Below are 14,529 nucleotides of genomic sequence, written 5' to 3'. Positions count from 1 at the left end.
AATTGTATCAGCGCCGGCGCAGGGCCCGCCGCAGCCCACAGGAACACCTGTCCCTCACCGACATGTTGATCTTCACAGCGCTCACCCGTATCTACCCGAGGAGCCGACTCCCCTCAGCCCTTCAGCCGGGCAGAGTCATCGCGCGGCTCACATGGAGGCCGCTTTCATTCACTTGGGGAACATACCTATGCGCAGCACGATCGCAGCACTTCTGGTTACCCTCGCACTGGCGCTGCCGGCCTTTGCCGCCACACCGGTGAACATCAACAAGGCGGACGCCGCCACGCTCGCCAAATCGCTGGACGGGGTCGGCCTTAGCAAGGCTGAAGCGATCGTGGCGTGGCGCCAGGAGCATGGCCCATTCAAGAGTGTGGAGGACTTGTCGCAGGTCAAAGGTTTCGGTCCCGCGACACTGGAGCGCAACCGCAACGCCATCCTGCTCGGCGATGCGGCCGATGGCGGCAAAGCCAGCAACAAAGCCGCCGCGACCAAGGCGAAAACCAAGGCCAGCAAGGCCACCGACGAATAACCAAACCCATCAGCAACTTGCGTACACAAAGCAGCCAACCGGCTGGATCTTTCAGAGCCAGCCGGTTGGAGTACACTCGCCCGCCTTGCTATCGGCTTGGGCCATCATGATCGTTCCGCGTCATCGCATCGCGGCGTCTGCTATTGCGGGCGCCGGCCAAGGTTTGTTCCTCGACCAGCATGTCGCGGCCGGACAAATTGTCACCGCGCCCGATGCCATCGAACGCACCTATCGGTATGACGAACTCACCGGCTCACCCGAGCTGACCGCGCAGCTCTATGCCAGCGCGCGCTGGTTCGAAGACCGCTATACCGTCTCGCCCGACTGGCCGGACGAGTGCTATATCAACCACAGCTTCAGCCCGACCGGACTGTGGCATCTGGGTTTCGTGTTCGCCTTGCAGGACCTGCCGGCCGGAAGCGAAATCACCGTGGATTACCGCCACCTGCTGCCGCCAGGCGAGGAGGAGGCGTTCGTCGACACCGCGACGGGCCAGAAAATCGTTGGCCTGCCCTGGATCGAAAGCCTGACCCTGAGCACCCAGGCCCTGGCCGACCTGCTCAATGGCATCCGTATTGCTTGATGACACCCATGAACAACATACCCATCCTTGAAACCGCACGCCTGCGCCTGACCGCTCTCGGCGAGCGGCATTTCGAAAACTACGCCGCCATGCTCGCCGACCCGAGCAGTACACGCTGGGTGGGCGATGGCCAGCCGCTGGACCGTACGAATGCCTGGCGCTCGCTCGCCATGCTGATCGGGCACTGGCAGCTGCGTGGCTATGGCATGTGGGCGCTCGAGCTGAAGGACACCGGCGAATTCATCGGGCGCGCCGGCCTGATGCAACCCGAAGGCTGGCCCGATCTGGAGCTGGGCTGGATGTTGCGACCGGAGTACCGCCATCACGGTTACGCCACCGAGGCGGGTAATGCGATTCTGGAATTTGCCTGGTGCAAGCTGAACGCGCAGCGCGTCATCAGCCTGGTGCGCATCGGCAACGACGCCTCGGACCGCGTCGCCGAGCGCCTGGGCGGCGAACACATCGACGACATGGATTTCTTCGGTACCAACAACCACGTGTTCGCCTATTACCCGCCTTATCCCGAGCAACGCCGCGCCTACGCATGAGCGTGCTTCGCCCCGTAGCCGTCGATGAACTGCGCCGACAGCCATGGGCGAATGGGGCTGGCGTTACCACCGAAATTGCCTGCGGCCCACATCAGGATGCATGGCAGTGGCGTCTCAGCATTGCTGACATCGAGAACGCCGCATCGTTTTCGACCTTTGCCGACGCACGGCGGCAGTTTGTGCCGCTGGACGCCCCCGTCGAGCTGACCTTCCCCGACGGCCGTACGCAATTCCTGAACCGATTCGATCTCGCCAAGTTCAGCGGCGACAGCGCGCCACACGCCGGACTGCCCGAGGGCGCCACACGCGCTTTCAACCTGATGCTGCGCGGCGATGTCCAGGGTGAACTGATTGCCCGCCCGCTGCATGGCGCCATGGTGCTGCTGGCACCGAAGGGCTGGCACTGGTTCGTGCTGCTGCTCGCCGGACAGGCCAAAGTCATCGCTGACCACCGATCACATATGCTCGAACCCAACGACATGATGTGGATCGACCCGATTCCCGCCCATCCCGTGCGCATCGAAGGCGGCGGCGAAGTGGTGCTGGCCAGGCTGCCGACCGGCTGATCTTCAGTACACGTCGCGCCGATAGCGACCGTCTTCGCGCAACCGCTCCAGCTCGACATCACCCAGCGCTTCGCGCAGCACCGCGTCGACAGCGGGCGCCATCCCTGCGAGGCTGCCGCAGACGTAGATGGCAGCCCCCTCACTCACCCATTGCTTGAGTTCGTCCGCGGCGGCACGCAGGCGATCCTGCACGTACGCGGGCGTGGCCTCATCGCGCGACCAGGCAAGATCAAGCCGCGCCAGATGACCGTCGCGCAGCCACTGCTCGATCTCTTCACGATGGTAGAAGTCACGCGTCGCCTGACGCTCGCCGAACAATAACCAGTTGCGCGCATGATCCGCATCGAGGCGAGCCTTGAGCAAGGCGCGCAAGCCGGCCACGCCGGTGCCATTGCCGATAAGGACCAGCGGCCGTCCATCGCGCGGCGCGTGGAATCCCGGATTGCTGCGAATGCGTAGCGCGACTTCAGCCCCCAGCTCGGCGTGCTTGGTGAGCCAGCCCGAGCCGAGCCCCGTCCTGCCATCCGCACGCGCCATGCGACGTACCAGCAGATGCAGCGAACCATCCGAGGGCAAGGACGCAATGGAATACTCGCGGTGCGGCAGCGCCTGCAAATCGCGCACAACCTCAGCGGCTGTGCGGCCGCAAACATCGTCGAACGAAGGCAGGTGACTTTCCGCCAGCCACTCCCGCAAGCTTGCACTGCGCCCTTCATGCTCGACTCGCACCTCACCATCGTAGGGCGGTGTTGCCAGCCAGCGCGCCACCTCGTCCGGCGCATGGCGCGGTCCCATCTCAACCAGGTCACCCGCCTGCCACGTCGCTGCACCGTCGATGGAGCGGAAAGCGAGGTGGAAGCAGGGGCCGCCCAAGCTTTCAGGATTGAGCAGGCGTCGCTCGATCAACTGCCAGCGCTGATAGTCAGGGCGTTCCCAGTCCGGCAATTCGGTAGCCCCGGACAGCAACGATAGGTGATGCTGCCAATGACGCAGCGCGGCGGGATCGCCGTTGTCCACTTCGACGGAATCAAACAGCGCGTGTGCGCCACTGCGCTCCAACCAGTGCTGCAGCTGCCGTCCAAAACCGCAGAAGTCGTCGTAGTCGCGATCACCGAGCGCGAGCAGCCCGTAATGTAACTGGCCGAGCGGAATCGGTGCGCGCATGCTGCGGGTAACGAATGGCGCGGCATGGTCGGGCGCATCACCTTCGCCGGTGGTACTCACCACAAACAGCACGCGCTTGGCCTGCATCAACGCCTCATTATCGAGCGCGCCCAGTTCCCTCAAGCTCACCGCCATACCCGCCCACTGCAGACTCTGCGCCGTCTGTCGGGCCAGCTGTTCGGCCGTACCGGTTTGGCTGGCGAAAACCACCAGCACCGCTTCGCCCGGCGGCGTGCCGGCTAACGACATCGAGAGCGTCCGCGCTCCGGTCGCTCGGCGACGATACCAACCCAGCCATGCGGTAAAACCAACCCAGGCCGCCAGCACGGCGAACGCTAGCAGCCAGCGCGCTGCGCCAGGATCGCGCCATTCCCATTCGCCGGCGTGTAGCGCCAGCAGCCCGCATGCCAGCACGATCAGCAGCGCGATCAGCACGCTGTTACCCCATGGCTTGCGTTCGATCAACGCGGTGGCGGGTCGACTCACGAGCGAAGCGCCTCGGCAAACGCGGGCGAAAGGCGCTCCTCCGGGCCGTTCTTTCCATGCAGGATGAACAACACGCTCAGTTCGTGTTCACGGGCGTACGCCAGCCCGTGCACGGGACCCAGCACGGTCATCAAGGTGCCCATCGGATCGGCTTGTATCGCGTCGCGCGCCATCACGCTCACCGACCCCACAAAGTGCGGCACCGGTTGCGCCGTGCGCGGATCGATGTGGTGCGAGAACGAACGGCCACCCACTGCAAACTGCCTGCGGTAGTCGCCTGATGTTGCAATGGCACGGCCACTCAGCGTGACGACCTGACTGAGCTGATCCATGCGCTCCACGGCGCCAACTGCCGCACCGGGGCGTTCCACACCGATGCGCCACGGCGCGCCATCCGGCTTTTTGCCTTGCCCTTTCAGTTCACCGCCCACTTCCACCAGCCACGCACCTACGCCGACGCTATCGAGATAGCGGCCGACCTGGTCGACGCCATAGCCCTTGGCGACGGAAGAAAGGTCCAGATAAATCCCGCCAGGCTGATACACGCTGCGCGTAGCGGCATCCAGCTTGAGCTTCCACCAGCCAACACGCTCTCGTGCCACCGCGATCGCCTCTTCCGAAGGCGGCTCGCGCCGCGGCGCACCCGGACCGAAACCCCACAGGTTGACCAACGGACCCACCGTCGGGTCATACGCACCGCCACTGTGACGCGCCACGTTCAGCGCATGCGCAATCACCTCAAAACATTCGGCAGGCAGTGCTTGCCAGCTACCGGCGTGTGCGGCGTTGAAGCACGACAGCGCCGAATGCGGCTTGTAGGTACTCATCTGGCCATCGACCAGGTCGAGCGTGGCCTGGATGCCAGCTCGCCACGACTGCAGTGACAGTTCGGCCGGCAATACCGCCCGCACGCACCACGTCGTACCCATGGTCTCGCCTTGCAGGGTCTGCACGACGAGGTTCGTTCCTGGTGGAGTCCCGCTCAACATGGCGTGATGACACCTGCGCGCATTACTGCGGCAGCACTTCCAGTGTGGCCGAGTACGACAGCCGGCGTTGCTTGGCCTGCTTGATGCTGGTCTTGTCGTCCTGCGAGCTGGCATTGATCCAGTACATGCCCGCATGCGGCCATTTGAGACTGAACTTGCCATCCTTGTCGGTGGTGCTGTCGATGTCTTCCTGCGCGTTGCGGTAACGCGTTTCGCCGGCAATCGCGGTGACCTTGAGGCCAGCCGCTGGCTTGCCGTCGAGCAACAGCTGGAAGGTAGCCGGCTCGCCCGCCATCAAATCGGTGAACTGGGTGACTGGCACCAGCTCCAGCCCCTTGCCTTCGGGCTTGAGCGCAACGCCGCCCGGCTTGCCGTTGCTGACAAAGGTCTCCACGCGATTGATCGACTCGGCGACATCGACGTTCTTCGCCCCGGCCGGAATCTCCTTGGCCAGGTTGGCGGCATCGCCGCGCCAGCGCTTCTTCTCGCCGTTGAGTTCGTAGCTGGCGAAAAGACCGCCATTGAGCGCAGCAATACGATAGGTGCCCTTTTCGGTCAGGTGCACATCGAACACGCTGCGATACTGTCCCGTGATGCCGTTTTCCGGTTTGGCCGTCTGGCCGTCCGGTGTAGTGACGATTACGCGATCCAAGGCCACCGGCATGTGATCGGGGTAAAACAGATCATTGGAGACAGCTGCATCCACCGTCACCCAAGGATCGGCGCCGGAGACATTGGTCGCCGACGGTACCATCCACATCTTGTGCGCCTGGGCTGCCCACGGCAGGCTCAAGGCCAGGGCCAGTACGCTCCTCTTCAACGATGGCTTGATCATGGTGTTCTCCTTGGAGCCTGCTTACGGGGCGAGATCGAGCTTCACGGCGCCGAGCTCGCTGCTGCCTTGCGCGGCGAGCTGTTGCGGTGCACTCGCCGGCCACACAAACGGCACGCGCACGACTTCGCGACCACCGACCTCGCGGGCGGCTTCCACGACCAGCTCGTACTTGCCCGCAGGCAAGTCACCGAGCGGCGCCTTGCCGTCGTGGAAATTCAGCTTTTGCTGCCCGGCCGGACGCGTTGCACCGGAAACGCCATCCACCGGCAGTTGCAGGTCGCGGCCACCGCGACGCCACCACTGACGTAGTTCCGGCAGCCACTTGGTGCCAGCGCCTTCCCTTGACTCCTTCTGCGCGTACCACACGGCCAACTGTGCAGCGACGCTGTGATCCTCGCGCTCGATCCACACCGCCGTATACGGCCGGTGATACTCGGCCACATCGAGTTGCGGAATCTGCACCGTGACATTGAGATCGGCAGCCACTGCGGGTGCGGCGAGCAGCAAGGCGGGCATGGAGAACAGCAGTCGGCGCATGAGTAATTCCCGTCAATGAATGAAGATCAGGGCCAGCAGCAGCGGCAGCACCAGACCGAAGCCCACCAGCGGCCAGGTGGCGCCACGCTGCGCGGCGTGCATTTTCAACAGCAGCAAGCCGGTGATCGAAAAAATCACGCAAGCCAGTGCGAATACGTCGATAAACCAGCCCCAGGCGGGACCGGCGTGGCGTCCCTTGTGCAGGTCGTTGAGATAGGCGATGACACCGCGCGTGCTGCGCTCGTATTCCACCTTGCCACTGGCGCGATCGACGCTCAGCCAGGCATCGCCGCCCGGGCGCGGCATCGATACATAGATCTCATCGGTCGACCAATCAGCGGCACGACCCGCCACGTTGACGCCCAGCGTGCCTGCTACCCAATCGGCCACGCCGGCAGGCAAGGCCACACCCTTGCGTTCGTCGTCACCGGCGACGGCTTGAAGCAAAGGCGCGGGCAGCTCGCCGTTGCGGTGCACGGTCTGCGTTTTCGCTTCGATCTGTCCCGCATGATTGAGCGTGAAGCCAGTGATGGCGAACAGCAGCATGCCGACCAGGCACAGCGCCGAACTGATCCAATGCCATTGATGCAGCTGCTTGAGCCAAAACGCTCGGGTTGAACCGCCGCGGCTCGATCCCATCTTGCTGCCGTGCGCGCGCGCCGCTGATTCCATGCCTGCCTTCTTGCCTGTCGGATCGTCCGGACGCATGTCGGGCCGTGCAACGACGGCGCGCGCAAACTGTCCTAGCAACTCGTCGGGGCGCTAAGCTGCCGTCTTGGACGGCGCTTCCCCGACATCAGGCCGGGATGTTGCCATAAATGAGAATCACTCGCAATTTGACCCGCTTCGCTACCATGCCATCCCTTCATCTGGCCGACCGCCCCCACCGGTATCCCCCATGCGCATCTTGATTGCCGAGGACGATCCTTCCATTGCCGCGGGCGTCAGCGCTTCGCTGCGCCAGGGTGGCCATGCGGTGGATTGTGTCGCGGATGGCGCCAAGGCCGATGCGGCCCTGCGCGACACGCCGTACGACCTGCTCATCCTCGATCTTGGCCTGCCCAATCTGGACGGCGCCGATGTACTTCAGCGACTACGCAAGCGCGGCACTGGCCTGCCTGTACTGGTGATCACGGCACGCGAGGGTCTGCGCGAACGCGTACGCGTGCTTGATCTCGGCGCTGACGATTACCTGGTCAAACCCTTCGCGCTGGCCGAGTTCGAGGCACGCGTGCGCGCCTTGCTGCGACGCTATACCGCACAAGGCGCACCCGAACTGACCATGGGACAGCTGCGACTGGACCTGCCGGGCCACCGCGCGTGGATCGGTGATGCCCCGCTGGAACTCACGGCACGCGAGTTCGGCTTGCTGGAAGCACTCGCCGCACGGCCCGACCGCGTCACCAGTCGCGCGCAACTCGTCGAGGCCTTGTGCAGCTGGGACGAGGAACTGACCGACAACGGGCTGGATATCGCCATTTATCGCCTGCGTCGCAAGCTTGCGGACTCCGGCACTCAGGTGCGCACCATCCGCGGCCTTGGTTATCTGCTGGAAGAAGCGAAGGAAGACAAGGAAAGCAAGGCATGAGCGAACCGGGTCGCGAACCAGCAAGGCCATGGCTGTATCGCATGGTCGAATCGGGAGACCGTCCGAGCCTGCGCCGCCGCCTGCTGTCCTCGCTGCTGGTGCCGCTGATGTTGTTGTTGGTGATCGAGAGCCTGATCACCTACAGCGGCGCGCTGATCTACTCCAATCACGTGCACGACCGCGACCTGGCCGACAGCGCGATGACCTTGGCGCAGATGCTCAGCCAGGAAGACCTCGGCGGACAAATCTCGCCACAGGCGCGCTTCCTGCTCGAATACGCGCCGGAAGGGCATAACTATTTCAACGTCAACAGCCAGAAGCACGGCTTGCTGGCCGGCAGCCAGGAACTGCAACACGCCGCGCTGTCCGCTGCCACGCTGGACGGGGAACCGGTGCTCTACACTACGGCGCTGAAGCGTCGCACCGTGCGTGCCGCCACCGTGCGTATTCCCAACCTGCACGATCCGAGCGACCAGCTCACGGTCACCATGGCCGAAACCTTTCATGACCGCCACCAGCGCGCGCGGGAAATCCTGCTGCTGAGCGTTCCGGCGCAGGCGCTGCTGATCGCCGGCGTGTTCTTCCTGGTCTTGTATGGCGTGCGCGTGGGCCTGCGCCAGCTCGATCCGCTCACCGCGCGCCTGGCGGCACGCGAGCACGATCTGGCGCCCATCGGCGACGCCGATGTGCCGGTGGAAATTCTTCCGCTCACGCGCACCATCGATGGCCTATTCGCACGACAGCGACGCATGCTGGCCTTGCAGGAACGTTTCATTGCCGACGCCGCGCATCAGCTCAAGACGCCGTTGGCCGGGCTGCGCGTCCATGTCGAACGCGCCCAGATAGACCCCAGCAAGGAAACCGTCAGCGACGCCCTGCAGCACATCCTGCGCCTGACCCAGCGCGCCAGCCGCACCTCAAGCCAGCTGCTGGCCCTGACCCGCGCGCAGTCGCCCGAACTGAGCGAAACCGGCACCGAATGCCTGCTCGATCTCGCCCAGCTCGTGCCCGAACTGCTGGGCCTGCGCGTGCACGAGGCGATCGCGGCAGGCATCGACCTGGGCTATGAAGGGCAGCCAGGTCCCATCTGGATCGATGGCGACCGCGTCTCGCTGCAGGAAATGCTGGACAACCTGATCGACAACAGCCTGCGCTATGCCGGCCGCAACAGCATCGTGACGGTGGGCGTGTCCGTCGTTTCCGACTGCCCTTGCCTCAGTGTCGAAGACAATGGACCCGGCGTGCCACCGACCTTCCTGGACCGCTTGGGTGAGCGCTTTTTCCGCGTGCCTGGCATTTCCGAGGAAGGCACGGGCCTGGGCCTGGCCATCGTGCAACGCATTGCCGAACGGCATCTGGCGCAGGTGCGCTATCTCGCCGGCAGCAGCGGCGGCCTGCGCGTGGAAATCGTGTTCCCACCCGCGCGCACCTCCAAGTCGCTATTCAACGACTCAATGTAGAAACGCACCCTGTGCGCTCCTAGGGGCCTGTTTGCAGGGTCCAAAAAAAACGGCGACGCATAGGCGTCGCCGTTGTCACACATCCCCTGCATGGGAATAACACGAGACAAACCAGTGAGCAGCCACCGCGCAGCCTGGGCTGCGCAGTGGTGTCTTACATTGCTTTCTTGGCCTTGGTCAGCAGCTGGTCGAGCAGCGAGATAGCCAGGTCGATCTCTTCGTGCGATATGTCCAGCGACGGCGCGAACGTGATCACGTTCTTGTACCAGCCACCCACGTCGAGCACGAGGCCGATCTTCTTGCCGTTGTGCTGCAGGTCGCCGGCCAGGCCGATGTCGACCATCTTGTCCAGCAGGGCCCGGTTCGGGGTGAAGCCGTCGTCGGTGCAGATCTCGGCGCGCAGCGCCAGACCCAGGCCGTCGACGTCGCCGATTTCCTTGTGGCGCTTCTGCAGATCCTTGAGCGCGTCGAGGAAGTGAGCGCCCTTCTCGGCCACCGTCTTCTCGTAGTTCAGCTCGTAACCCATCTTGATCACTTCCAGACCCAGCGAGGTACCCAGCGGGTTGGAATTGAACGTGCTGTGGGTGGAGCCCGGCGGGAAGATGGTCGGGTTGATCAGTTCTTCGCGGGCCCACAGGCCGGACAGCGGATTCAGACCATTGGTCAGCGCCTTGCCGAATACGACCACGTCCGGCGTCACGCCGAAGTGCTCGATCGACCACAGCTTGCCGGTACGCCAGAAACCCATCTGGATTTCGTCGACCACCATCAGGATGCCGTACTTGTCCAGCACCTTCTTCAGGTCCTTGAAGAAGTTCCTCGGCGGAATGACATAGCCGCCGGTGCCCTGGATCGGCTCGACATAGAAAGCGGCGTATTCGGCCTGGTTGACCTTGGGATCCCACACGCCGTTGTATTCCGTCTCGAACAGGCGCTCGAACTGGCGCACGCACGCATCGGAATATTCTTCCGGCGTCATGCCCTTCGGGCGACGGAACGGATACGGGAACGGAATGAACATCGCGCGCTCGCCGAAGTGGCCGAAGCGACGACGGTAACGGTAGCTCGACGTGATCGCCGATGCGCCCAAGGTACGGCCGTGATAGCCGCCCTCGAAGGCGAACATCAGGCTCTTGCCGTTGCTGTAGTTACGCACCAGCTTGAGCGAATCCTCGACCGCCTGCGCGCCGCCCACGTTGAAGTGCACGCGGCCCTTCAGACCGAACTTCTGCTGCGCGTCGACCGCAATGGTCTTGGCCAGCTCGATGCGGGTCTGGTGCAGGTACTGGCTGGCAACCTGCGGCAGCACGTCGATCTGGCGCTTCAGCGTGTCGTTGAGACGCTTGTTGCCGTAGCCGAAGTTGACCGCGGAGTACCACATCTGCAGGTCGAGGAACGGCACTCCGGCGGTGTCGTACATCCAGCTGCCTTCGCCGTGGCGGAAGATCTTCGGCGGGTCGACGTAATGGACGGTGTCGCCAAACGAGCTCCACTGGGCCTCGTCAGCCAGCAGCTGCTCGTCGGGAATCACGACGCCAGCGGCGTTCTTGTCAAAAGCGTTCATCAGAGAAATCCTGAAACGTGCAAAAAGGGGTGATCAGGGGGATCTGATCAGAGAGAGGCAACGGCGAGCGCAGGCTCAACCGGTGCGTGCTCGGCGAGCAGGCTGCCATCGAGCAGGCGCGGCAATAGCTCCAGCGCGTCCTCGAAACCGGTGATTGGCACGTACGGAATGCCGGCGGCGCGGCAATGCTCGATCAAACGATGCTTGGCAAACACGAAATCGACGCGGTCGGCGGCGCAGAAGTCCGAAGCGCCATCGCCAATCAGCAAGGTCTTGGTGCCGCCCTTGCTCGCCTGGGCGGCCACGGCGCACTTGCACGTACCACTGCGGCAGCCGTCAGCCTGGAACGGTGAAGTGAGCTGCCACTGGCGCGGCGGGGTCGCCGGTGCCAGGTGATTGGCAGCCAACGGCAGATCGTCCAGACCATAACGACCGAGGATCTTGTGGATGGCGTAGTCGAGACCGTCACTCACCACGCGAATCGGCGTGGACAGCTCACGCGCCTGCTTCACGAACGCCGGGAACGCGTGATCAATCCACAACGAGGAGAGGTGCTTGTCGAGCGCTTCACGGGTCATATCCAGCAGGGAAACCTGGCCGGTCATGCACTCACGCGAGCCGATGCGACCTGCGCGCCAGTCCTGCTCAAGGGTTTCCCAGCCTGGGCGGCCGAAACGGTCGAGCAGCGAGTCGATGACGTCCTCGACGGAGATGGTGCCGTCAAAATCGCAGAGAATGGTCCAGCCAGTCACGTAAAGCTCCGCATTGCAGTATGGCGACACCTTAGGTACCCGCCCCTTTCGGCCTCCTTTCTTTCCGAAAGATACTGCGCAAAGTGTGCGGCCATGCCGTCCCAGAACGTAGGCAAAACCGCCCAGTTCTTTAGACAAAGCCAGTCATAAGCGTCCTCAAGTATGATTGGTGGTTTATGAGCGAGCTCAGCGCCCACCGATATCCACAGTGATTTGGCCCCAGGCAGCCGCTGTCCCCTCCCTGCGCGGAACCTTACTGGCCGTAACGGGCTCCGAGGGAGTAGCAGTGGTTTAGCTAGCGGCCACAGTCGGACTCAACCACCTGAATTTTCTGGAATTTCGTGTTTCAGCGTCGATATAAACCGCTACCGTCGATCCAAGGAATGGCGACCCGCGGCGGCCGCCTCGTCCTGGCGCCTGCGCTGCTGGCATGGGGCCTGGTCTTGCTGGCCGGCTGCACAGCGGCGCCGCTGCCCCAACTCAAGCCCCCCGTACCTGAATCCTGGCGCAACGCGCCGGCCGGTGTCGCGCCCCCGACGGCCGACCTGCACGGCTGGTGGCAGGCGTTGGGTGACCCCGAGTTGAACGCGCTGATCGATCGCGCCCTGCAAAGCAATCTCGACGTGGCGCAAGCCGCCGAGCGCATGCGCGCGGCCCGCCTGTTGAATCGTCACGCTCACGACTCGTACCTGCCTTCGTTGCATGGGCGCACCAACGACGTGATCGACCCCGACACCACGGCCTCGTACTTTGTGGTCGGCTTCGACGCGCTGTGGGAACTGCCCTTGTTCGGCGCCTGGCAAAGCACCGGCCGCCTCTCGCAAGGGCAGCTCGACGGCGCCAGCGCTGCCTTGCGTGGTGCCCAGGTGTCGCTGGTGGCCGAAGTCAGCCGGCGCTGGATCGAACTGCGCTCGGCCCAACGGCAGGCACAATTGTTGACGGCCATCCGCGACGCCCAGCAGGAAAAGCTGCGGCTGCTGCAAGTGCGCGAGCAACTGAAGCTGGCGCCTCCACTGGAGGTGGCCCGAGCTCAGGCCGAGCTGGCGCGCGCCCAGGCGGCACTGGCCGACCCACAACAAGTGATCAACAGCAGCGCCCAGCAATTGGCGGTGCTGGTGGGCCAGAATGAGCCCGATCCGCAATGGCTGCAACCTGGCGCGCAACCTCAGCTCGGCGAGTGGCAGCTGACCACCGCACCGGCCGACATGCTGCGCGCGAGGCCGGAGATCGCCAGCGCCGAGGCGGAGGTATTGCGCGCCGCCGGCGAGCTCGGCATGAGCCGTGCCGAGATTTATCCGCATGTCGGCCTGGGTGCGTCGGTTCAATGGTCGTCCAATATCGCCAGCAATTACCGCGTGCATACCGGCGAAGCCATCTTCTCGTACGGTCCGGTCATCGACATCCCGCTGTTCGACTGGGGCCAGCGCGTGGCCAATGCCCACGCCAAGGACCATGAGCTGCGTGCCGCCGTGCTGGCGTATCGCCAGGCGGTGTTGCAAGGCGTGGCTGAGGCAGAAACGGCGATGGGCGACCTGGAGCAGCTACGCGGTCGCGAGACGGCGTCGCAACAGGCCGCCCAGGCACTGCAAACCAGCATGACGGCCGTACGCAAGCGTGCCGAACTGAATCTGGGCAGCAACCTCGACGTGCAGGATGGCCTTATCGAAGGTCATCGCGCAGAACTGGAGGTCGTGGGCGCCGTGGCGGCACGCGACCTGGCCTATGTCGCGCTATACAAAGCACTCGGTGGTGCATCCATGCCCACCCCTCCCCTGCCATCGAGTGCCAACTGATGGTGGCGCTCGCTCGCAAGACCCTGATCTACGAATGGCGCCGCTTCCTGCCCGCCATCGTCGCGGTGGGCTTCGCCGGCCTGCTGCAGTTGCTGCAAGCCGCGCTGGTGCTGGGCATCTTCGGCAGCGCCAGCGTGTACATCACCGGTTCGTCGGCTGACCTGTGGGCCGGCTATCCGGGCACGCAAAGTGTCAACCTCGGCCGATCCATCGACTCTGGCGTGGAAATGCGCTTGCGCATGGACCCAGCCGTGACGGCGGTGGAGCCGTTTCACTGGGTCGACGCCGATTGGCGCGGCCCCAGTGACACCGGCGGCGTGTCGGTATTCGTCTCCGGCATCAACGCGCGCCCCGATGGCATGCTGTTCGCGCATGCCCTGCCACCCGCCTTGCGTGCACGACTGAACGAGCCGGATGCGGTAATCGTGGATCGCGCCGACCTGGACAGCCTGGGCGTGAGCGTGGGCGACAGCGCGGTGATCAACGGTCATCGCGTGCGCGTGGTGGGTGTCAGTAACGGACTGCGTGCGCTGGGCGGCGTGAACGTGGTGGCCTCGCTGGCCACCGCATCGGAGCTGGATACCGATCCGTCCAATGCCAGCCGCATGACGTATTTCGTGGCCAAGCTGCACGATCCTGCGGTCGCTGCCGAGGTCGCCGAGCGACTGCGCGGCAATCGTGCCTTCGGCAAATACGACGTGTGGACCGCACAGGATTTCGCCCGCCGCTCACAGCTGTACTGGATGTTCGACACCGGCGCCGGCGCGGGCGTGCTGTTCCTGGCTGGCATCGTGTTTCTGGTCGGCGCCGTCATTACCAGCCAGACCCTGGTCGCCGCCGTGATCGGCTCGATTCGCGAATACGCCACCCTCAACGCACTCGGCGTAGGCGTGGGCGACTTGCGCAAGGTGGTGATGGAACAAGCTTTCTGGGTCGGCGCCATCGGTCTGGTGGGCAGTACGGTGCTCGGCGGCATCGCCTTGGTGCTTGCACGCACCCGCAGCGTGCCGGTGGCACTCGATCCCTGGACTGCGCTCGCCTGCCTGGTGGTGGGCATGGGACTGGCCATTGTGTCGGGCCTGGCGGCGATGCGCAGCCTGCACCGTGCCGATCCCGCGACGTTGTTGAGGTAAGA

The 14,529-nt window shown here is 64.3% G+C and carries 15 protein-coding genes; 8 read left to right on the top strand and 7 right to left on the bottom strand.

What is annotated here, in order from left to right; translation table 11 throughout:
* Positions 1–187 precede the first annotated feature (187 nt).
* From ACT01B_RS05310 to ACT01B_RS05295, 4 genes are all read left to right on the top strand, one after another.
* Positions 188–529: a ComEA family DNA-binding protein gene (locus ACT01B_RS05310; RefSeq protein WP_445146336.1), complete on the top strand. Its 342-nt coding sequence runs from the start codon at positions 188–190 to the stop codon at positions 527–529.
* Positions 530–635: 106 nt separating this feature from the next.
* Positions 636–1,112 carry an SET domain-containing protein-lysine N-methyltransferase gene (locus tag ACT01B_RS05305; RefSeq protein ID WP_445146335.1) on the top strand — a complete coding sequence of 159 codons (477 nt, stop codon included), beginning with the start codon at positions 636–638 and terminating at the stop codon, positions 1,110–1,112.
* Between the two features lie 8 nt (positions 1,113–1,120).
* A complete protein-coding gene (locus ACT01B_RS05300) occupies positions 1,121–1,660 on the top strand; it encodes a GNAT family N-acetyltransferase (protein WP_445146334.1) in 540 nt (179 codons plus the stop codon).
* Complete coding sequence (locus tag ACT01B_RS05295; protein WP_445146333.1) at positions 1,657–2,226, top strand: HutD/Ves family protein; 570 nt, start codon at positions 1,657–1,659, stop codon at positions 2,224–2,226. The genes ACT01B_RS05300 and ACT01B_RS05295 overlap by 4 nt, the downstream gene beginning before the upstream one ends.
* Positions 2,227–2,229: 3 nt before the next feature.
* On the opposite strand, the gene ACT01B_RS05290 is transcribed toward ACT01B_RS05295, so the two are convergent.
* Genes ACT01B_RS05290 through ACT01B_RS05270 form a run of 5 tightly spaced genes read right to left on the bottom strand, consistent with a single transcriptional unit; the run spans position 2,230 to position 6,909 of the window.
* A complete protein-coding gene (locus ACT01B_RS05290) occupies positions 2,230–3,876 on the bottom strand; it encodes a flavodoxin domain-containing protein (RefSeq protein ID WP_445146332.1) in 1,647 nt (548 codons plus the stop codon).
* Positions 3,873–4,829, bottom strand: coding sequence for an FAD:protein FMN transferase (locus ACT01B_RS05285; RefSeq protein ID WP_445146331.1), 957 nt, complete (start codon positions 4,827–4,829; stop codon positions 3,873–3,875). The genes ACT01B_RS05290 and ACT01B_RS05285 overlap by 4 nt, the downstream gene beginning before the upstream one ends.
* A 58-nt stretch (positions 4,830–4,887) precedes the next feature.
* Positions 4,888–5,700 carry a DUF4198 domain-containing protein gene (locus ACT01B_RS05280; RefSeq protein WP_445146330.1) on the bottom strand — a complete coding sequence of 271 codons (813 nt, stop codon included), beginning with the start codon at positions 5,698–5,700 and terminating at the stop codon, positions 4,888–4,890.
* Positions 5,701–5,721: 21 nt separating this feature from the next.
* Positions 5,722–6,237, bottom strand: coding sequence for a DUF2271 domain-containing protein (locus ACT01B_RS05275; protein ID WP_445146329.1), 516 nt, complete (start codon positions 6,235–6,237; stop codon positions 5,722–5,724).
* A gap of 12 nt (positions 6,238–6,249) precedes the next feature.
* Positions 6,250–6,909: a PepSY-associated TM helix domain-containing protein gene (locus ACT01B_RS05270; protein WP_445146328.1), complete on the bottom strand. Its 660-nt coding sequence runs from the start codon at positions 6,907–6,909 to the stop codon at positions 6,250–6,252.
* 226 nt (positions 6,910–7,135) lie between these two features.
* Here ACT01B_RS05270 and ACT01B_RS05265 point away from each other — a divergent pair, with 226 nt between their 5' ends.
* Together ACT01B_RS05265 and ACT01B_RS05260 are read left to right on the top strand one after the other, a co-directional pair.
* The gene (locus ACT01B_RS05265; RefSeq protein WP_445146327.1) at positions 7,136–7,825 is read left to right on the top strand and encodes a response regulator; all 690 of its coding nucleotides are present in this window, start codon (positions 7,136–7,138) and stop codon (positions 7,823–7,825) included.
* 41 nt (positions 7,826–7,866) lie between these two features.
* A complete protein-coding gene (locus ACT01B_RS05260) occupies positions 7,867–9,285 on the top strand; it encodes a sensor histidine kinase (protein ID WP_445147428.1) in 1,419 nt (472 codons plus the stop codon).
* Positions 9,286–9,439: 154 nt separating this feature from the next.
* On the opposite strand, the gene ACT01B_RS05255 is transcribed toward ACT01B_RS05260, so the two are convergent.
* Both ACT01B_RS05255 and ACT01B_RS05250 read right to left on the bottom strand, forming a co-directional pair.
* The gene (locus ACT01B_RS05255; protein WP_445146326.1) at positions 9,440–10,849 is read right to left on the bottom strand and encodes an aspartate aminotransferase family protein; all 1,410 of its coding nucleotides are present in this window, start codon (positions 10,847–10,849) and stop codon (positions 9,440–9,442) included.
* 47 nt (positions 10,850–10,896) lie between these two features.
* Entirely contained in the window at positions 10,897–11,601 is a 705-nt protein-coding gene (locus tag ACT01B_RS05250) for an MtnX-like HAD-IB family phosphatase (protein WP_445146325.1), read from the bottom strand.
* Between the two features lie 383 nt (positions 11,602–11,984).
* Here ACT01B_RS05250 and ACT01B_RS05245 point away from each other — a divergent pair, with 383 nt between their 5' ends.
* On the top strand, positions 11,985–13,394 hold the full coding sequence (locus ACT01B_RS05245) for a TolC family protein (RefSeq protein ID WP_445146324.1): 1,410 nt from the start codon (positions 11,985–11,987) through the stop codon (positions 13,392–13,394).
* Positions 13,394–14,527: an ABC transporter permease gene (locus ACT01B_RS05240; RefSeq protein ID WP_445146323.1), complete on the top strand. Its 1,134-nt coding sequence runs from the start codon at positions 13,394–13,396 to the stop codon at positions 14,525–14,527. Before ACT01B_RS05245 ends, ACT01B_RS05240 begins: the two co-directional genes overlap by 1 nt.
* Positions 14,528–14,529: the final 2 nt, after the last annotated feature.

The organism is Dyella sp. Tek66A03 (assembly GCF_052567735.1).
This window is presented reverse-complemented; position numbering and strand designations above follow the sequence as displayed.